Consider the following 19,506-nt stretch of genomic DNA (forward strand, 5'->3'; position numbering starts at 1 on the left):
ATGCCCCGCGGCCACCGGGCGCGGAGCACCATCCGCGCGATTCCGCCTCCGGCGGGAATATCGGCTCGGGAAAACGGTTGGACAGTGTCACCTGTCATCCAACCAGAATCCCCTGGAGCGCGGATGCCCGCGGAGACACCGGAGAACGTGCACCGTCCGAAGAAGCTGAGCGAGCAGGAACGCGAGCAGTTCCTCGCACAACCCCACGTCGGCGTGCTGAGCGTCGTCAGCGACGACGACCGCCCGCCCTCGACGCTGCCCACTTGGTACGCCTACCGCCCGGGCGGGAACATCGCCGTCGCCCTCCGCCGGGGCAAGCGGAAATCACGGCTCATCGCACGAGCGGGCGTGCTCTCCTTCTCCGTCCAGCAGCCGGTGCTGCCGTACAAGTACGTCACCGTCGAGGGGACGGTCGTCAAGCAGCAACGGCCGTCCAGGGAGGAACTCGTCCGCATCGGCAGCCGCTACCTCCCGGCGGACGCGATCGATGCCTGGGCGGACTGGGAACTCTCCGGCGGCAATCCCGCGGGCGAACCCGAGTACGTAGAGATCCGGCCGGACCGGTGGCTGACCGCCGACTTCTCCCCCGCTACTTGATCCCCGCGGCGTCCATGCCGCGCAGTTCCTTCTTCAGGTCGTGGATCTCATCGCGCAGCCGCGCCGCGAGTTCGAACTGGAGCTCGCGGGCCGCGTTCATCATCTGGTCGTTGAGCTGCTGCACCAGGTCCGCCAGTTCCGCGCGCGGCATCGAGCTCGTGTCCCGGCCCTCCAGCACTCCGGAGGAAGCGACCGCCTCACCGCTGGGCTTCTTGCCGCGCGAGGAGTTGCGCCCGGAACCGCCCACCGACACCGCTTCCTCGGTGTCCTCGGACTCGGTGTAGACCCGGTCCAGGATGTCGGCGATCTTCTTGCGCAGCGGCTGCGGATCGATGCCGCGCTCGGTGTTGTACGCGATCTGCTTGGCCCGGCGACGGTTCGTCTCGTCGATCGCGTGCTGCATCGAATCGGTGATCCGATCCGCGTACATGTGCACCTGCCCGGACACGTTGCGCGCCGCGCGGCCGATCGTCTGCACCAGGCTCGTGCCCGAACGCAGGAACCCCTCCTTGTCGGCGTCCAGGATCGACACCAGCGAGACCTCCGGCAGGTCCAAGCCCTCCCGCAGCAGGTTGATGCCGACCAGCACGTCGAACTCACCGAGGCGCAGCTGCCGCAGCAGCTCCACCCGGCGCAGCGTGTCCACCTCGGAGTGCAGGTACCGCACCCGCACCCCGAGCTCCAGGAAGTAGTCGGTGAGGTCCTCGGCCATCTTCTTCGTCAGCGTCGTCACCAGCACCCGCTCGTCGCGCTCCGCGCGCTCGCGGATCTCGCCGACCAGGTCGTCGATCTGGCCCTCCGTCGGCTTCACCACGACCTCCGGGTCGACCAGGCCCGTCGGGCGGATGACCTGCTCGACGAACTCACCGCCGGCCTGCCCCATCTCGTACGGGCCGGGCGTCGCCGACAGGTACACGGTCTGCCCGATCCGGTCCGCGAACTCCTCCCAGGTCAGCGGCCGGTTGTCCATCGCGCTCGGCAACCGGAACCCGTGCTCCACCAGGGTGCGCTTGCGGGACGTGTCGCCCTCGTACATGCCGCCGACCTGCGGGACGGTCTGGTGCGACTCGTCGATGACCAGCAGGAAGTCGTCCGGGAAGTAGTCCAGCAGCGTCGCGGGCGCCGAACCCGCCTCGCGGCCGTCGATGTGCCGCGAGTAGTTCTCGATGCCGGAGCAGAACCCGACCTGGCGCATCATCTCCACGTCGTACTGGGTCCGCATCCGAAGCCGCTGCGCCTCCAGCAGCTTGTTCTGCTTCTCCATCTTCGCCAGCTGCTCTTCGAGCTCCGCCTCGATGCCGCGGATGGCCTTCTCCATCCGCTCCGGGCCCGCGACGTAGTGCGTGGCGGGGAAGATCCGCACGCTGTCGACCTCGCGGACGATCTCCCCGGTCAGCGGGTGCAGGTAGTAGAGCCGTTCGATCTCGTCGCCGAACAGCTCGATGCGCACGGCCAGCTCCTCGTAGGCCGGGATCACCTCGACGGTGTCCCCGCGCACCCGGAACGTGCCTCGGGCGAAGGCGATGTCGTTGCGCGTGTACTGGATGTCCACCAGCGCGCGCAGCAGCATGTCCCGGTCGACCTCGCCGCCCACGTCGAGCTGCACCGAGCGGTCCAGGTACGACTGCGGCGTGCCCAGGCCGTAGATGCACGACACCGAGGACACGACCACGCAGTCCCGCCTGCTCAGCAGGTTCGAAGTCGCCGAGTGCCGCAGCCGCTCCACGTCCTCGTTGATCGAGGAGTCCTTCTCGATGTAGGTGTCGGTCTGCGGGACGTAGGCCTCGGGTTGGTAGTAGTCGTAGTAGCTGACGAAGTACTCGACCGCGTTGTCCGGGAAGAACTCGCGCATCTCGTTGGCCATCTGCGCGGCGAGGGTCTTGTTCGGCTCCAGCACCAGCGTGGGGCGCTGCAAGCGCTCGATGAGCCACGCGGTCGTCGCCGACTTGCCGGTGCCCGTCGCGCCCAGCAGCACCACGTTGGCCTCGTTGGCCTTGATCCGGCGCTCCAGGTCGTCGATCGCCGCCGGCTGGTCGCCGGACGGGTCGTAGTCGCTGACCATGCGGAAGCGGCCACCGGTGCGCGGGATGTCGCTGACCGGCCGGAAGGTGGTGTCGGCCGGGGTCGGGTACTCAGTCGCGAAAGCCACGTCCCCGAGGGTACGAGCCTCCACCGACAACGTGCCCCGGCCCGGCGCAGGACGGACTCGACGCGGCCGTCCGGACACGCTGCGTGTCCACGACGGGTCCATTGCGGACCGATCGGGCCCTCATCGGCCCTGCCGTTCACGACCCCCTCCGACCTACAGTGGCGTCGTGACCACGCAACGCGAGATCGCCGAGCGCCTCGGACTGCCCGTGCACCCGCCCAAGGTCGAGATCTTCGACCTGGACGCGAAGACCAACACCGATCCCAAGGGCATCGTGCGACAGGTCGGCGAATACCGGCTGGAACCGTTCGGGCTCTACCTGCGCCGCGCGATGCCGGGGCATCCGAAACTGCGGTCCCTGGAATCGTGGCTGCTGCCCGATCACGATCTGCGCATCACGCGCTGGAAGCTGCACCCCGGCCATTCCGACGACTGGGACTTCTACGTCGACATCGCGCGGATCGACCCCGGCCCCGCCCGGTGGCGGTCGGTCGATCACTACCTGGACGTCCTGGTCACCGACGGCGTGCGCACCGAGCTGCTCGACGTCGACGAGTTCACGCAGGCCGTGCAGGCGGAACTGCTCGACGAGGAGACGGCGGAACGCGCGATGCGGTCGGCCTGCACCGCGCTGGACGGGCTCGCCAGGAACGGCTACCGGCTCGACGGCTGGCTGCGCGAACTGGGCATCGAACTGTCCTGGCCCGGACAATCCGCTCACGATCCCGCAGGACGATCTTCCCTTGTACCGCCGAAGCGGTGATGCCTCGGGCACCGCTCGAATCGATATCCGGACAGCACGGGAAAGTTACGTTAAAAAACGGTACTGACGATCACTTGCCCCCGAAACAGCGCTACGGTCTGGAGTCGTGGGCACCGTTATCACACCTCAGCTGGTGGACACCGTCGACTTGTTCGCTGCGCAGCGTTCGCATTCTTCCGGTGCGGTAGTGCCCTTGGACCGCTGCCAGGTGGAACGCTGGGGCCTGTCCATCGAATGCTCCACGCCGGAGGACCCCACCCACGAAGGCGAGGTCACCTGGCTGATGCCGGACCTCGGGCTGCGGCTCACCCGGCGCAGGTCCCGCCGCAGGCACTCCCGGCGGGAACCCAGCAGCCTCACCGTGGTGCACATCGAACGCGACACCCGATCGTGGACCACCACCGACCTGCTGCTCGGATTGCAGGTGCCCGATCACGGCTCCGCCCGGATCGTGCAGGCCGAGGAGTTCGCCACCGCCATCTCCGCCGGCATCATCCGGCTCAGCGAAGCCGACTACGCGCTGCGGACCGTGCACCGCACCTTCGAAGAGCTCTCCCAGCACCGCGACATCAACCAGTGGCTCGCCTACCGCGGCATCTTCGAACTCTGGTGAACCGCGGCGCCCCGCGGACCGGACGCCTCTAGCACCGGACCGCGGGCGACCTCCTGAATCGCGCGCTCAGGCCTGCTCGGGCGCCCACCCCGTGCGGTCGGCCCACTCCCGCGCCCGCGGCAGCGCCGCGAGGAACCAGGGCTCCTTCGCCTCCGCGTACCGCTCGTGGTCGGGATCGGAGCCGTAGCGCTGCGCCAGCTCCCGCTTCACCGCGGCGTACTCGGCACGGGCGTCCGCATCGGCGCGCAACCAGTCGCGGAACAGCAGCGCCACCCGCCACCCCGGCGAGTCCAGCACCCGCACGTGCAGGTTCACGTAACGACCGGGATCCGCCGCGGTGTGGAAGCGCTTGAGCCACCCCGCCGGGTCGGGATCGATGACGTCGTGCACGTTGTCGTGCTGAATCCCGTGGTACGCCGGGAAACCGGCCTCACCCAAAGCGGCGGCCACCGCGTCCCCGTCGTCCATCGACCGCACCGCGAGCTGCAGGTCGATGACGTCCTTCGCGGGCAGCCCCGGCACCGAGGTCGAACCGACGTGGTCGACTCGAAGCCCCTTCTCCCCCGCCGCCGCCAGCACCCTGGCGCTCAGCCGCCGCGCCGTTCGCGGCCACCCCGGATCCGGTTCGACGATCCGCGGCGCGTGCTTCGGCGCCCGTCGTCCCGCCCGCACGTTCACCTCGAACGGGACCAGCCGCTGCGACCACAACCGGTCCACCTCGGCGATCAGGTCCTCGACCGCGCCGGTGTTGTCCAGCCACACGTCCGCCGCCTCGCGGCGCTGCTCGTCGGTGGCCTGCGACCGGATCCGCGCCCGCGCGTCCTCGGCGTCCAGGCCGCGGCCGGTGAGCCGCCGGACCCGCTCGTCCTCCGGCGCGTCCACGATGAGCACCAGGTGGTAGTTCGGCGCGTAGTCGTTCTCCACCAGCAGCGGGACGTCGTGCACCACGATCGCGTCCGCCGGGGCCTGCGCCATGCGCTGCGCGGTCAACGCGCCGATCTTCGGATGCGTGATCGCGTTCAGGTCGGCCCGCGCCCGGTCGTCGCCGAACACGGTGCGCGCCATCGCCGGGCGGTCCAGCGCGCCCTCGGCGGTGAGGATCTCCGGACCGAACCGCTCTGCGAGCTCGGCCAACCCGGCGCTGCCCGGCTGCACGACCTCGCGGGCCAGGACGTCCGCGTCGATGAGCACCGCGCCCAGCTCCGCCAGGCGCGCGGCCACCGTCGACTTGCCCGATCCGATCCCACCGCTGAGCCCCACGCGCAACATGCGGCCATCTTGCCAGGCCTGGAACGCACGACGGCCCCGCACCTGCGAACAGGTGCGGGGCCGTGCGCGGCTATCCGTGCCGGATCAGACCGGGACGGTCAGCCCTGCGTTCACGCTCCGCCGGAGAGCTTCTCCCGCAGCGCGGCCAGCTGTGCGTCGCTGGCCAGCGAGCCCGCGTCCTCCTGCTGCTCGGACGAACCGGAGGAGGAGTAGTTCCCGCCTCCACCGCCCTGGGACTCGGAGGTGGCACCGGCGGCACCCGCGGCAGCGGCTTCGGCGTCGGCCTCGGCGGCCTTCGCGACCTGCTTCATGTGCTGCTCGTAGCGGGACAGCGCGTCGGCGTACTGGCGCTCCCACTCCTCGCGCTGGGTGTCGTAGCCTTCCTGCCACTCCTGGGTCTCCGGGTCGAAGCCCTCGGGGTAGATGTAGTCGCCGTTGTTGTCGTACTCGGCGGCCATACCGTACTGAGTGGGGTCGAACTCGGAGTCCGGCGTGAAGCCCTCGTTGGCCTGCTTCAGCGACAGCGAGATCCGGCGACGCTCGAGGTCGATGTCGATGACCTTGATCATCACGTCGTCGCCGACCTGAACGACCTGCTCCGGGATCTCCACGTGGCGCTCGGCCAGCTCGGAGATGTGCACCAGGCCCTCGATGCCCTCGTCGACGCGGACGAACGCACCGAACGGCACCAGCTTGGTGACCTTGCCCGGCACGATCTGGCCGATCGCGTGGGTGCGGGCGAACTGACGCCACGGGTCTTCCTGCGTCGCCTTCAGCGACAGCGAGACGCGCTCGCGGTCCATCTCGACGTTGAGGACCTCGACCGTGACCTCCTGGCCGACCTCGACGACCTCGCTCGGGTGGTCGATGTGCTTCCAGGACAGCTCGGAGACGTGCACCAGGCCGTCGACACCACCGAGGTCCACGAACGCACCGAAGTTGACGATCGAGGACACGACACCCTTGCGGACCTGGCCGTTCTGCAGCTGGTTGAGGAACTCGCTGCGGACCTCGGACTGGGTCTGCTCCAGCCAGGCGCGACGGGACAGCACCACGTTGTTGCGGTTCTTGTCCAGCTCGATGATCTTCGCTTCGAGCTCGCGGCCGACGTAAGGCTGCAGGTCGCGGACACGGCGCATCTCGACCAGCGACGCGGGCAGGAAGCCGCGCAGGCCGATGTCGAGGATGAGGCCGCCCTTGACGACCTCGATGACGGTGCCCTTGACGGGCTCGTCCTTGTCCTTGAGCTCCTCGATGGTGCCCCAGGCGCGCTCGTACTGGGCGCGCTTCTTGGACAGGATCAGCCGGCCTTCCTTGTCCTCCTTCTGGAGGACGAGGGCCTCGACGAAGTCGCCGACGGTGACGACCTCAGCCGGGTCGACATCGTGCTTGATGGACAGCTCCCGGGACGGGATGACGCCCTCGGTCTTGTAACCGATGTCAAGCAGCACCTCGTCACGATCGACCTTGACGATGGTGCCCTCAACGATGTCGCCGTCGTTGAAGTACTTGATGGTTAGGTCGACGGCGGCGAGGAAGTCCTCCTCCGTCCCGACGTCGTTGACCGCGACCTGCGGCTTGGTGGCGGTGGTCGGAACGGTGGTGGTGTCGGTGGACATCAGGTGGGTTGCTCCGGTACGGATAGTTTGTCGGTTGCCTACGGTTCTCCCCCGCCTCGGCCGGCGTCGGACGGCCGGACCGAAGGCCCGGCGCGCATCCGCGCACGACCCGCTGGGGGTTGCACCTTGGATCTTAGCCTCCGGGACCGACACCTCTGCGAGCGGAACCCGGCATAACAGGTCCGGACCAGCGACGTACGACTCCCGGTTCCCGGTCCGACGGTCTCCCGTCGGCGATCCCCGGCCGGCGCGGCCGCTCCGCGTCTACCGACCCGGCGAAGCCGCACCACTGTCGAACGCTGGACCCCCCATCGCTAATCCCGATCGGGGCACGGCAACCGGTCGGGCGGCTCGGCTCCGGCGTCGGCGGTCGGCACAGCCGACCGGCGGAGCCGGTCCCGGGCGTCTTTCCCCAGCCAGAATGCACGGACACGTTAAGACCCACGGCGCGGGCGGTATCGTACGCGTTCGCGCGATCGCGGAGCAAACCACTTACCGGCGCAACACCGAACCACAGGACTTCTCATGTCGCACGACCACTCGGCGCCCACCGAAATTTCACCCGATTCGGCGACAGGAGACGAGCTGGACGGCGGTTCCGCGCACGTGTCCGCGGAGCGCGCGCTAGGCACGACGGGTGTGAGCAAGCGCACTGCGGGCGCCGTGGAATCCCGGCAGGCGAGCCGGTTGTGGTGGGACGCCGACGCCGACGACTACCAGGCCGAGCACGGCGACTTCCTGGGCGTCAGCGACTTCGTCTGGTGCCCGGAGCGGGTCCGCGAGGCCGACGTCCGGCTGCTCGGCGACGTGGCGGGCAAGCGGGTGCTGGAGGTCGGGTCCGGTTCGGCATCGTGCTCGCGGTGGCTGGCCGCGCAGGGCGCGGAGCCGGTGGCCCTGGACATCTCCGCCGGGATGCTGCGCCACGCCGCCGAAGGCGCGGCGGCGAGCGGCATCGAGGTGCCGCTGGTTCAGGCCAGCGCGGACACCCTGCCGTTCGCGGCGAACAGCTTCGACCTGGCCTGCTCGGCGTTCGGCGGGGTGCCGTTCGTGGCCGACTCCGGCGCCGTCTTCCAGGAGGTCGCGCGCGTGCTGCGGCCGGGCGGGCGCTGGGTGTTCGCGGTGACTCACCCGATGCGGTGGATCTTCCCGGACGACCCCGGACCGGGCGGGCTCACGGTCGCGCAGTCGTACTTCGACCGGTCGCCGTACGTGGAGATCAACGCGTTCGGCGAGGCGACCTACGTGGAGCACCACCGGACGCTGGGTGACTACGTCCGCCAGCTCACGGCGGCGGGAATGCGGCTGGTGGACCTGATCGAGCCGGAGTGGCCCGAAGGCGCCGACCACACCTGGGGCCAGTGGAGCCGGCTGCGCGGCGGGCTGTTCCCCGGTACGTCGATCTTCTGCTGCACGCTGGACTGATCTCCCCGGCTCCAGCGCCGCCGCCCGGCCGAATCCGACGCGGAGATCACCTCGTTGCTGCCAGAATCCGGGGCGCCGGGTGGCGCGGAGAGGGGTTCAGCGGACATGGGTGACGCGCAGGAACTGATGGACCGGCAGTGCGCGCGGTTCGCCGAACTGGACCCGGACCTGCCGGATCGCTACCTGCTGCCGAAGGGCGATCCGCTGATGGCCCGCCTCCCCGGCGGCGGGGCCGCCGCCGGGCTGGTGGTGCACAACCGCGTTCCGCGCGGCTCCACCCAGAGCCTGTGGCAGGCCACCGACACCTTCGAGCTGTTCCCGCTGCTCGGCGACCGGCCGCAGGAGGGCATGGACGCGCTGCTGGGCGAGTGGCGGCGCCTGCTCGCGGAGCAAGGGGCGTCCGCGACGGATTCGTCGTGCGTGGTGACCTGGCCGAGCCGGGACGCGCGAGCGACGCGGGCGCTGCTGGACCACGGTTTCGTCCCCCTGTCGTGCCTGGCGATCCGCCCGCCCGGGCCGCCTCCCGACGAAGATACGAAACTGTCTGGTACCGTAAAAGTGCGCCGCGCCGAACCGGCCGATCTGGACTCCGTGGTCGAGCTCGCACTCGCCGAGCACGCCTACGCCGCCCTGGTCGGCGCATCGGTGCACCGCCCTGGGGCAGCCGAGCTCAAACGCACCGCCGCACGGCTCCGGCTCGCCGCGGGCAGCGGCACCGGAGGTGATCCGGTGTGGCTGGCCGAGCAGGACGGCACACCGATCGCGCTCGCCGAATGCGGCTGGGTCGACCCGGACCGCCAAGCAGGCGGCCACCGGCTCCGATCCGGGCGGTGGGCTTACGTGAACTGCGTGTCGGTGCACGAGCAGGCCCGCGGCGGCGGCGTCGGACGGCAGCTGATGTCCACCGCGCACGACGAGTTCGCCCGTGCCGGCGTCGTCGGCAGCTTCCTGTACTACAACCCGCCCAACCCGCTGTCGTCGGTGTTCTGGCCCCGCCAGGGCTACCGGCCGCTGTGGACGATGTGGGAGGTGCGCCCGGCAACGGCGCTGCGCTGATCTCCCACGTGAAGGAGTCGAGACGACGCGTGGAGATCGTCGCTGACGCAGTCGAGGTCAACGGAGCGCACAGCACCCTGCTCGCCCCCACCTCGCTGCACGTGAGCAGCGGAGACCTGCTGGTGGTGACCGGAGAACCGAACTCCGGGCACACCGCGCTGGCCCTCGCCCTGTCCGGCCGGCTCAAGCCCGGCGGCGGCCGCGTCCTGATCGACGGGGCCGACGACCCGAAGGCGCTGCGGCGCCGGGTCGCGATCGTCGACGGCCCCGACATCACCGAACCCGAACCGAGCGTGCCGGTGCGCACGATGGTCGCCGAGGCCCTGAGCATCGCCGGACGCCGCTCCGGACGCTCCGCCGTGCGCGCCTGGCTCACCGACCACGACCTCGCCGAGCACGCCGCGACCCGCGTGGAGAACCTCCCCGCTGCGGAGCGGACCCGGCTGCTGGTCGACCTGGCGTGCGCGACGAGGACGACCGAAGCGCTGGTGCTCGACACCCCCGACCGGCACGGCGGCGACCCGCACGTCTGGTACCGGCTGGCCCGCCGGGAATGCCGCAGGGAGCGCGCGGTGATCGTGCTGTGCTCCCCGCATAGCGCCGACCGGCTCGCCGTCCCCCATGCCCGAGTGGGCGCGGGCAGCCGCGCCGAAGAAGGTGCCCGATGACCACGTTCCGCCTGGCCCTGACCGAACTGCGCAGGCTGACCTCCGGCAAGCTCCCCCGGCTCGCCCTGGTGGCGATCACCCTCGTGCCGCTGCTCTACGGCGCGATGTACCTCTACGCCAACTGGGACCCGTACAACCGGCTCGGCTCGGTGCCCGCCGCCGTCGTGGTCGACGACGAAGGAGCGACCCGCGACGACGGCAGCAGGCTCGACGCCGGGGACAAGGTCTACGACGAGCTGGAGGACTCCGGTTCGTTCGACTGGGAGCGCACCGGCGCCCAGGACGCCGAGCAGGGCGTCGCCCAGGGCAAGTACACGTTCGCGCTGGTCGTGCCGAAGGACTTCTCGGCCGCGCTGATGTCGCCGGGCGACTTCGAACCCAGGCAGGCGCAGCTGCGGCTGGTCACCAACGACACGAACAACTACTTGATCTCCACCATCGCCGACAAGGTCGCGGGCGAGGTCCGCAAGGCCGTCGCCGCCGACGCCGGCACCGAAGCCGCCGACCAGTTGCTGATGGGCTTCGGCACGGTGCACGAGAAGACGATCCAGGCCGCCGACGGAGCGGGCGAGCTCGCCGACGGCGCGGGCAGGCTGCGGGACGGCATCAGCACCGCCGAGGACGGCACCGGGCAGCTCTCCTCGGGCGCCCACCAGCTGCTCGACGGGCAGCAGGCGCTGCTGGACGGCTCCGGCAGGCTCGTGGACGGCACGGGGCGGCTCAGCTCCGGCGCCGAGCAGCTCAGCGGCGGCCTGCAGCAGCTGCAGGAACGCACCGCACCGTTGCCGGAGCAGTCGGCGAAGCTCGCGGACGGGGCCGAGCAGGTCGCGCAGGGCAACGAGAAGCTCGCCGACACCGCGGGCAGGCTCGGCGACGTCTCCCAGGGGGTCGTCGACGACCTGGAGCAGACCAAGACCCGCATCGCCGACCGGCTGCGCGCCACCGGGGCCGACGAGGCGACGGTGCAGAAGGTGCTCGACGGGCTGGACGAGCTCAACCAGCCCCTCACCGACGCCAACGACAAGGTGCAGGGCCAGATCGGTCAGGTCGACGCGCTCGCGGACGGAGCCCGCCAGGTCGCCGACGGCAACCGCAAGCTCGCCGACTCGACACCCGCGCTGACCAGCGCCATCGGCCAGCTCAACGACGGCGCCGAGACGCTCGCCAACGGTGCCGGTGAACTGGACTCCGGCGCCCGGCAGCTGCACCAGGGTGAGCAGCAGGCCGTCACCGGCACCACGAAGCTCGTCGACGGCGCCGATCGGCTCGCCGACGGATCGCACCGGCTCGCGGACGGTTCGGGCCAGCTCGTCGACGGGTCGCACACCTTGGCCGACGAGCTCGGCAAGGGCGCCCAGGACATCCCGAACCTCGACGACGCCACCCGGGAGAACACCGCCCGGACCATCGGCGACCCGGTCGCCGTGAACAACGACGCGCAGGTCAAGGCCGCCACCTACGGCGCGGGCCTGGCCCCGTTCTTCATGGGCCTGGCGCTGTGGATCGGCGGGTTCGTGCTGTTCCTGATCATGCGTCCGCTGTCGCAGCGAGCTTTGGCCTCGGGCGTGGCGGCCTGGAAGGTGGCGCTCGGCGGCTGGCTCCCGGCCGCGCTGGTGGGCATCGCGCAGGCGGTGCTGCTGTTCCTCGTGGTCGTGTTCGGCGTGGGCGTGCACCCGGCGCACCCGTGGCTGACGCTCGGGTTCCTGGTGCTCACCTCGTTCGCGTTCACGTCCGTGGTGCACGCGCTGAACGCGGCGTTCGGGCCGAAGGGCAAGTTCATCGCGCTGATCGTGCTGGTGCTGCAGCTGGTCACCGCGGGCGGCACGTTCCCGTGGCAGACCATTCCGGCACCGCTGCACCCGCTGCACCAGGTGCTGCCGCTGAGCTACGTCGTGACCGCGCTGCGGCACCTGCTCTACGGCGGGCCCGGTCTGGAGGCGGCGGGCACCTCCGCGCTGGTGCTGCTCGCCTACCTGGTGGCCGGTCTGATGCTGAGCACCATCGCCGCGTGGCGGCAGCGGGTGTGGACCCCGGGCAGGCTCAAGCCGGAACTGGCGTTGTGACCTGGGGATGAGGCGAATCGGGGCCGTCGAGCGCGCTGCTCGACGGCCCCGTTCTCGTTCCGTCCACGCCGCGGGAGCTTCGGTCCCGCCTGGCGGATCACTCCGCGCTGGTGGTGGCCTCGGCCTCTTCGTCGTATCGAGCGACCTCGATCAGGTTGCCGTCGGGGTCGCGCAGGTACAGCGAGGTGATCGGGCCGAAGGTGCCGGTGCGGCCCACCGGGCCTTCCTCGATGCGGACGTCGTTGGACCGCAGGTGCTCCTGCACCTCGCTGATGGGCTGTTCGGTGACGAAGCACAGGTTGGCCGAGCCCGGCACCGGGTGCGTCGCGGTGGGCTCCACGAGCTCGCTCGCGGCGTGCAGCTTGATGGTCTGCTGCCCGAAGCTCACGGCCCGGCGGTCACCGGGGAAGGTCACCGTGCGCATCCCGAGGATGCGCTCGTAGAACTCAGCCGCCCGATCGACATCGGCCACGGTGAGCACCAAGTGGTCCACTCTGTCGATGTTGATCATTTTCCTCCTCCGGGAGCTCCGTCCCGGGTCCGCCGTGCGCGCCGCGCGCCGGCTCGTCGGCATCCGCTGTTCCGCGAAGTAGGCAGGCTATCCCGGCTATCACCCGAAAGGTCCAACTGGGGCCCGACTCGTTCACGTTCCGGTCATCTCAGTGGTTGAGACAGCCGCGCCGCCGCGAAATGATCTCATCGTGATCAAGCCGCAATCTCCGCAGCTCGGAGACCACGCACTCGGCATATGCCGACACCCGGCGACCGCGCGGTCACCCCGCCGCACGCGATCCTCCGCACACACAGCGTGCGGTCCCTTCAGTGTGCGGCGGAGTCCCAGGAACGGCCCGCGCCCACCGAGACCTCCAGCGGCACGTCCAGCGGGTACGCCGAGCCCATCTGCTCCCGCACGATCCGCTCGACCTCGGCACGCTCCCCGTCGACCAGCTCGATGATCAGTTCGTCGTGCACCTGCAGCAGGATCCGAGACCGCAGCCCCGCCTCCCGCAGCGCCTGGTGCGCGCCGAGCATCGCGACCTTGATGATGTCGGCCGCGCTGCCCTGGATCGGCGCGTTGAGCGCCATCCGCTCCGCCATCTCGCGGCGCTGCCGGTTGTCGCTGAGCAGGTCGGGCAGGTAGCGGCGGCGACCGAGGATCGTCGAGGTGTAGCCGTCCTCGCGCGCCTTCGACACGACCTCGTGCAGGTAGTCCCGCACCCGGCCGAAGCGGGCGAAGTAGGCGTCCATCTGCGCCTTGGCGTCCTCGGCGGAGATCCGCAGCTGCTGGGCCAGGCCGAACGCGGAGAGCCCGTAGGCCAGGCCGTAGGACATGGCCTTCACCCGGCGCCGCAGCTCCTGGTCCACCTGGTCGATCGGCACGCCGAACGCCTGGGACGCCACGAAGTTGTGCAGGTCCTCCCCGGAGCGGAACGCCTCGATCAAGCCCTCGTCGCCGGACAGGTGGGCCATGATCCGCATCTCGATCTGGCTGTAGTCGGCGGTCAGCAGCTCGGAGTAGCCGGAGCCGACGACGAACACCTCCCGGATCCGGCGGCCTTCCTCGGTCCGGATCGGGATGTTCTGCAGGTTCGGGTCGGTCGAGGACAACCGGCCGGTGGCCGCGATGGTCTGGTTCAGCGTGGTGTGGATCCGCCCGTCGTCGGCGACGGACTTCACGAGCCCTTCGACGGTCGTCTTGAGCCGGGTCGCGTCGCGGTGCTCCAGCAGGTGCTGCAGGAAGGGGTGCTCGGTCTTCTCGTACAGCCCCTGCAGCGCGTCCGCGTCGGTGGTGTAGCCGGTCTTGGTGCGCTTCGTCTTCGGCATGCCCAGTTCCTCGAACAGCACCACCTGGAGCTGCTTCGGCGAACCGAGGTTGATCTCCTTGCCGATGACCGCGTAGGCGTCCTGCGCGGCCTGCTTGACGCGGCCCGCGAAGTGCGCGCCGAGCTCGTCGAGCAGGTCGGAGTCCACGGCGATGCCCGCGGCCTCCAGCTCGTCGATCACCGCGAGCAGCGGCAGTTCGAGGTCGGTGAGCAGGCCGCGGCTGTCGATGCGGTCCAGTTCCGCGTCGAGCGCGTCGGCGAGCTCGCCCACCGCTCGGGCCTTGACGAGTTCCGCATTGGCGGCGTCGGCCTTGTCCTGCTCCTCGTCGGCGAGCAGGGACAGCTGCCCGTCACCGCTGTCCTGCTCGGCGCGCAGCTCCCGCTGCAGGTAGCGCACCACCAGGTCGGGCAGGTCGAACGAGCGCTGCCCCGGCCGCACCAGGTAGGCGGCGAGCGCGGTGTCGCTGGTCAGCCCCGCCAGCGCCCAGCCGCGACCGCGCAGGGCGTGCAGCGGGCCCTTGACGTCGTGCGCGGCCTTCGGCAGCGCCGGGTCCGCCAGCCACTCCCCCAGCGCCTTGTCGTCTTCGGGGGTCAGCTCGGTCGCGTCGGCGTAGGTGCCCGCGCCGTCCGCGTTCACCAGGGCGATCCCCTGCAGATCACCCGCACCGGTCGTCCAGGTCCCGCTGAACGCCAACCCGATCCGCCGCCCGTCCCGGGCGTGCCGGTCCAGCCAGCCCGCGAGCTCACCCGGCGCGACCGCGCCACCGGTGACCTCGAAGCCCTCTTCCACTTCGGGTTCCGCCGCGGACAGCGTCGAGAACAGCCGTTCCCGCAGCACCCGGAACTCCAGGTCGTCGAACAGCTTGTGCACCGCGTCCCGGTCCCACTGGGCCATCGCCAGGTCGTCCGGGGTGACCCCCAGCGGCACGTCGTGCTCGAGCTGGGTGAGCTCGCGGTTGAGCTGCACCGAGGCCAGGTTCGCCCGCAGCGCCTCACCGGCCTTGCCCTTGACCTCGTCGGCGCGGTCGATGAGCCCCGCCAGCGAGCCGAACTGCTGGATCCACTTGGTGACGGTCTTCTCCCCGACACCGGGGATCTTCGGCAGGTTGTCCGACGGGTCGCCGCGCAGCGCCGCGAAGTCCGGGTACTGCTCGGGCGAGAGGCCGTACTTGTCCTCGACCGCCTGCGGCGTGAACCGGGTGAGCTCGGAGACGCCCTTCGTCGGGTACAGCACGGTGACCTTGTCGGTGACCAGCTGCAACGCGTCCCGGTCCCCGGTACAGATCGCCACGGAGAAGCCTTCACCGGTGGCCTGCGTGGTGAGCGTCGCGATGACGTCGTCGGCCTCGTAGTTGTCCTTGCTCAGCACCGGCACCGACAGCGCCCCGAGCACGTCCTGGATCAAGCTCACCTGGCCCTTGAACTCGTCCGGGCTGGCGCTGCGGTTGGCCTTGTACTCGGTGAACTTCTCGCTGCGGAACGTCTTGCGGGACACGTCGAACGCGACCGCGAAATGGGTGGGCTGCTCATCGCGCAGCAGGTTGATCAGCATCGAGGTGAAGCCGTAGACCGCGTTGGTGTGCTGGCCCGTGCCGGTTTGGAAGTTCTCCTTCGGCAGGGCGTAGAACGCTCGATAGGCCATGGAATGGCCGTCGATCAACAGCAGACGTCGGTCTTCGGAAGCCATCACGTCGCGGGAGTCTAGGCTGACCCACCGACAGCGCGTGCGGCGAGGCACGAGGAGGGGTGGACCGTGACGGCGACCGAGAACGAGCAGCCCGTGAACGATGCGATGGCCAAGGTCCTGAACCCGGATCCGGACCAGTTGCAGTACCGGATGGGCATCGAATACGTCGAATGGTCACCCGAACGTGTGGTCGCGACGATGCCGGTCGAGGGCAACAAGCAGCCCTACGGACTGCTGCACGGGGGCGCGAACGCGGTGCTGGCCGAATCGGTCGGCTCGATCGCCTCGGCGCTGCACGCGGGAGAGGGCCGGATCGCGGTGGGGCTGGAACTGTCCTGCACGCATCACCGCTCGGCCACGGAAGGCGTCGTCACCGGTGTCGCGCTGCCCCTGCACCGGGGCCGCAGCACCGCGACGTACGAGATCGTCGTCACCGATGAGCAGGGCAGGCGCACCTGCACGGCACGCCTGACCTGCGTCATCCGCGATCAGCCGAAGGGCTGATCACTCCAAGTTCTCGAGCACCGCCTGGGCCACGGCCTTCATCGTGGTCCGGCGGTCCATCGCGGTCCGCTGCAGCCAGCGGAACGACTCGGGCTCGGAGAGGTTGTGCTTGCTCATGAGCAGCCCCTTGGCGCGTTCGATCGTCTTGCGCGCCTCCAGCCGCTCGCTGAGGTCCGCGACTTCCGCCTCCAACGCCTGCACCTCGGTGAACCGGGACACCGCGAGTTCCACGGCCGGCACCAGGTCGCGCTTCGCGAACGGCTTGACCAGGTAGGCCATCGCCCCCGCGTCCCGCGCACGTTCCACCAGGTCGCGCTGGCTGAAAGCGGTGAGGATCACCACGGGCGCGATGCGCTCGCCCGCGATGTTCGAAGCGGCTTCGATGCCGTCCATCTTCGGCATCTTGATGTCCAGGATCACCAGGTCGGGCCGCAGCTCCTCGGCCAGCCGCACGGCTTCTTGCCCGTCCCCGGCCTCACCGACGACCTGGTATCCCTCTTCTTTGAGCATCTCAACCAGATCGAGCCTGATCAACGCCTCGTCCTCGGCCACGAGTACGCGACGTTCGACGGGCTTGGCCTCGCCTGGGTCCTCGGCAGCCGGCGTGGTCACCGGGTCCTCCTGGGGTAGTTCTGACACGGTCCAGTGCGTTCAGCACCGGGAAAATCCAGCTTACCGGCCACCCCCGCGCGCTGAGATGACCAGGGAGGGTGACCATCCTGACACCGATTTCCACCACGTGACACCCGTGCTACCAGCAGGGTTCGCCCCCGCACCCACTACGCCAACCCCCCACCTGCGCACGGTGATCACCACTCCCGTAAGCTGGCCGTGCTCAGCCCCCGTAGCCCAATCGGCAGAGGCGGCGGACTCAAAATCCGTACAGTGTCAGTTCGACTCTGACCGGGGGCACCAGCTTTCACCAGCGGAAACAACCGAAATCTGGATCATTTGTAGTTCGCTGGGTGCAGCCTTGGGCGCGATTATGCTCAAGCTCTATTCCTGCTTTTCGCTCAGAACCCGCGAGCGCGGAGCGCGCCACTGGCTTCCGGGCGGTCGTGTACGCGGGCGTCGATCCGGTCACCGGCAAGCGGGTCTACCTACGCGAGACGATCAAGGGCACCGACGCCGCGCGCAACTTCGACGCTGCCGCGCTCGCTGCGACGGCACGCCCCAGATCGAGAAGCACACCCGCGACGGCGAGCACGATTGCGCCGAGCCCGGCTGCAAGCCGCACGTGTGCACGCCGATGGGCAACTCCACGGTCCGGCAGATCCACGCGATCCTCAGCGGCACGCTGGACGCGGCTCAGCGCTGGGACTGGATCAGCTCCAACCCAGCGCGCATCGCCCGGAAACCAAAGCAGAAGCGCCCCGAACCCGATCCGCCGACTCCCGCCGAGGCAGCGCGACTCTCGGAGCGCGCGTTCGAGATGGACGACGACTGGGGCACGCTCGTGTGGCTCGCCATGGGACGAGGAGTCCACGGCGACGGCGTTGCGCGAGGCGAGCAAGGAAAGCGGCTGGGAGGCGGTCGGGGAGTCCGAGCATCTGGCGAGCTTCGAACTGACGAGAAATGCGGCTGATACCGGCGAAATATGGAGCAGTAGTCACGCAGTTCCTATGTCCGCATTTTCCCAACCTCGAGGCAGTTTTGGCAATCCGATCAACACATCAAGATTCATATGATCTTTCAGTAGAGATCTAAGATTTCTCCCATCGATCAGCTCAATGCGCCCACTTCTTTGTGCAAATTCACGACTGTCTTTTCCGAACCAACTGGTCGCAACGAGGACACCCTTGGTGGCACTTTTGTCGTACATGGCTCCACTCAAGGCATACACCGACTCCGGGTCGACTCTGTCTTTGTATCGTTTTGCCTGGATTATGCACAGCCCACTTAGGATCGGATCAGTGTTATAGGCAAAAACATCGACACCGCCATCTCGGCTCATCTGGACGTTCTCCGCCACCATGCCAATCTTCTCGAAAAGCTGCCGGATCAAGTACTCGAACTCGTTAGGCTTGAGGGAGAGCAAGTCCATTCTGCTATCCAGTCCCGCAACAACATCCATTCCTTCCACTGTCTTATACCGCGAAAGATCAAATTCGACTACCGGCCGAACCGGTTCCAGGTCGTGAGGATGCTGCGAGACAATGGCATTCAAGCGACGCAAGCAAGCTTGCGAATCGAACTCCTCTGAATCAATGACAAGAGAGTCAAAAAAATCACGCTCAATGTGCACGCTGATCAGGCACGGACGTATGACCTGACCAGTGGCAGGGTCCACCGCAGATACATACCCATTCAGAACTACATCTGTTACGAGCGGGACCGGCGAGGCATCGAACGTCTCAGCAATACCCCGTATCGCAGTCCTGGATAACACCCGACCATACGCTTCCTGCACCTCTGCCGTCTTGAGCGGGACAGGTTGAATTTCTCCTTTGCTTTTTACGTGTTTGTATTCCGCTACTTTCGGGACCACCTTCTGAGGCGGGAGCTCGTATTCCACGATTAACTCCCTAGATTCAGGATGATACTCGACCAGGGCTTTAGGTCGCGGAAAATCAAACGCGAATTCGCTGGCCGTCAAAACTTTAGAAACTTCCTTTGACAAGCCATCTGGACCTTCGCGATTGAAAGCTTCAGATATAATAGATGCCGGTCCTCCTGAAAGATTACGGGCACGGTCGGTGAGCACTGACTCTAGCCTGCTCCTGAGTACAGATATGTTTTTCGTCTTGACTTGGGCCTCGGTTTCGAGCTGCTCGATTTTCCTACTCTTATCTTCTCGCGCTCGTTCGGCCTCTTTCCGCTTACGTGCGCGCGCGTCTGCCTCAGCCCTGCGTTGACGCGAAAGTCGTTCCTTCTCCTTCTCGGCGGCAACTCTCTTTCGGGTCCGCTCTTGCTGCTCGACCTGCCTCTGCGCGGCCAAACGCTGTTGCTCTTCTTCCCGTTGGCGCCGCCTCTGTTTTTGCTCCTGTTCCTTTCTAATCTTTCTCTGTTCTTGCTCAGCCAGGCGCTGCTGTCGTTCTTGCTCCTTCTTCCGGCGAACATGCGCTTGCCACAACGTTTCAGCCAGCGATTTTTTCTTCGCCACACGTGCTCCCTGAATCTCGATGCCACTGTCAGCCCAAGTGAATCTACATCGAAACACCGACAGGAACTTTCGATACACCAGCCCAAAGCGGCGATCGACATTAAGTCAAGACCCAAACGGGTGCACACATTGCCACCAACAGGCAAGGAAAGTTGCTGAAGAAATTAAAT

The 19,506-nt window shown here is 68.2% G+C and carries 16 protein-coding genes and 1 tRNA gene; 10 read left to right on the forward strand and 7 right to left on the reverse strand.

Going from position 1 to position 19,506, the window contains the following annotated elements; translation table 11 throughout:
• Positions 1-123 precede the first annotated feature (123 nt).
• On the forward strand, positions 124-597 hold the full coding sequence (locus BJ969_RS19600; RefSeq protein WP_184480772.1) for a pyridoxamine 5'-phosphate oxidase family protein: 474 nt from the start codon (positions 124-126) through the stop codon (positions 595-597).
• On the opposite strand, the gene uvrB is transcribed toward BJ969_RS19600, so the two are convergent.
• A complete protein-coding gene (gene uvrB / locus BJ969_RS19605) occupies positions 590-2,746 on the reverse strand; it encodes an excinuclease ABC subunit UvrB (protein ID WP_184480774.1) in 2,157 nt (718 codons plus the stop codon). The two genes, BJ969_RS19600 and uvrB, sit on opposite strands and share 8 nt — an antisense overlap.
• Positions 2,747-2,912: 166 nt before the next feature.
• Between uvrB and BJ969_RS19610 the strand changes: the two genes are divergently transcribed.
• Both BJ969_RS19610 and BJ969_RS19615 read left to right on the forward strand, forming a co-directional pair.
• Positions 2,913-3,509 (forward strand): ribonuclease FAU-1 family protein, encoded by a 597-nt coding sequence (locus tag BJ969_RS19610; RefSeq protein ID WP_343071496.1) that lies wholly within the window; start codon positions 2,913-2,915, stop codon positions 3,507-3,509.
• Between the two features lie 187 nt (positions 3,510-3,696).
• The gene (locus tag BJ969_RS19615; RefSeq protein ID WP_343071497.1) at positions 3,697-4,122 is read left to right on the forward strand and encodes a DUF402 domain-containing protein; all 426 of its coding nucleotides are present in this window, start codon (positions 3,697-3,699) and stop codon (positions 4,120-4,122) included.
• Between the two features lie 66 nt (positions 4,123-4,188).
• Here BJ969_RS19615 and coaE read toward each other — a convergent pair whose 3' ends face one another.
• Both coaE and rpsA read right to left on the reverse strand, forming a co-directional pair.
• The gene (coaE, locus tag BJ969_RS19620; RefSeq protein WP_184480778.1) at positions 4,189-5,391 is read right to left on the reverse strand and encodes a dephospho-CoA kinase; all 1,203 of its coding nucleotides are present in this window, start codon (positions 5,389-5,391) and stop codon (positions 4,189-4,191) included.
• Positions 5,392-5,501: 110 nt separating this feature from the next.
• Complete coding sequence (rpsA, locus tag BJ969_RS19625) at positions 5,502-7,010, reverse strand: 30S ribosomal protein S1 (protein ID WP_184480780.1); 1,509 nt, start codon at positions 7,008-7,010, stop codon at positions 5,502-5,504.
• Between the two features lie 525 nt (positions 7,011-7,535).
• On the opposite strand from rpsA, the gene BJ969_RS19630 reads away from it, so the two are divergent.
• From BJ969_RS19630 to BJ969_RS19645, 4 genes are all read left to right on the forward strand, one after another.
• A complete protein-coding gene (locus BJ969_RS19630) occupies positions 7,536-8,432 on the forward strand; it encodes a class I SAM-dependent methyltransferase (RefSeq protein WP_184480782.1) in 897 nt (298 codons plus the stop codon).
• Between the two features lie 105 nt (positions 8,433-8,537).
• The gene (locus BJ969_RS19635) at positions 8,538-9,488 is read left to right on the forward strand and encodes a GNAT family N-acetyltransferase (protein ID WP_184480784.1); all 951 of its coding nucleotides are present in this window, start codon (positions 8,538-8,540) and stop codon (positions 9,486-9,488) included.
• A 29-nt stretch (positions 9,489-9,517) separates the two neighbouring features.
• Positions 9,518-10,156, forward strand: a complete 639-nt coding sequence (locus BJ969_RS19640) for an ATP-binding cassette domain-containing protein (RefSeq protein WP_184480786.1) — start codon at positions 9,518-9,520, stop codon at positions 10,154-10,156.
• Positions 10,153-12,219, forward strand: a complete 2,067-nt coding sequence (locus BJ969_RS19645) for a YhgE/Pip domain-containing protein (RefSeq protein ID WP_184480788.1) — start codon at positions 10,153-10,155, stop codon at positions 12,217-12,219. Before BJ969_RS19640 ends, BJ969_RS19645 begins: the two co-directional genes overlap by 4 nt.
• A gap of 97 nt (positions 12,220-12,316) precedes the next feature.
• Here the strand turns inward: BJ969_RS19645 and BJ969_RS19650 are convergent, their stop codons facing one another.
• Both BJ969_RS19650 and polA read right to left on the reverse strand, forming a co-directional pair.
• Complete coding sequence (locus BJ969_RS19650) at positions 12,317-12,730, reverse strand: VOC family protein (protein ID WP_184480790.1); 414 nt, start codon at positions 12,728-12,730, stop codon at positions 12,317-12,319.
• A 308-nt stretch (positions 12,731-13,038) separates the two neighbouring features.
• A complete protein-coding gene (gene polA, locus BJ969_RS19655; protein ID WP_184480792.1) occupies positions 13,039-15,729 on the reverse strand; it encodes a DNA polymerase I in 2,691 nt (896 codons plus the stop codon).
• 150 nt (positions 15,730-15,879) lie between these two features.
• On the opposite strand from polA, the gene BJ969_RS19660 reads away from it, so the two are divergent.
• Positions 15,880-16,233, forward strand: coding sequence for a PaaI family thioesterase (locus tag BJ969_RS19660; RefSeq protein WP_425503612.1), 354 nt, complete (start codon positions 15,880-15,882; stop codon positions 16,231-16,233).
• Here BJ969_RS19660 and BJ969_RS19665 read toward each other — a convergent pair whose 3' ends face one another.
• Positions 16,234-16,845 carry an ANTAR domain-containing response regulator gene (locus tag BJ969_RS19665; protein ID WP_184480794.1) on the reverse strand — a complete coding sequence of 204 codons (612 nt, stop codon included), beginning with the start codon at positions 16,843-16,845 and terminating at the stop codon, positions 16,234-16,236. It lies immediately after the preceding gene.
• A gap of 226 nt (positions 16,846-17,071) precedes the next feature.
• On the opposite strand from BJ969_RS19665, the gene BJ969_RS19670 reads away from it, so the two are divergent.
• Positions 17,072-17,148 (forward strand) — tRNA-Leu (locus BJ969_RS19670).
• A gap of 334 nt (positions 17,149-17,482) precedes the next feature.
• Entirely contained in the window at positions 17,483-17,818 is a 336-nt protein-coding gene (locus tag BJ969_RS30245) for a hypothetical protein (RefSeq protein WP_246456994.1), read from the forward strand.
• 24 nt (positions 17,819-17,842) lie between these two features.
• On the opposite strand, the gene BJ969_RS30865 is transcribed toward BJ969_RS30245, so the two are convergent.
• Positions 17,843-19,336: a restriction endonuclease gene (locus tag BJ969_RS30865; RefSeq protein WP_343071498.1), complete on the reverse strand. Its 1,494-nt coding sequence runs from the start codon at positions 19,334-19,336 to the stop codon at positions 17,843-17,845.
• Between the last annotated feature and the right edge of the window lie 170 nt (positions 19,337-19,506).

Origin of the sequence: Saccharopolyspora gloriosae (assembly GCF_014203325.1) — a bacterium.
GTDB lineage: Bacteria > Actinomycetota > Actinomycetes > Mycobacteriales > Pseudonocardiaceae > Saccharopolyspora_C > Saccharopolyspora_C gloriosae.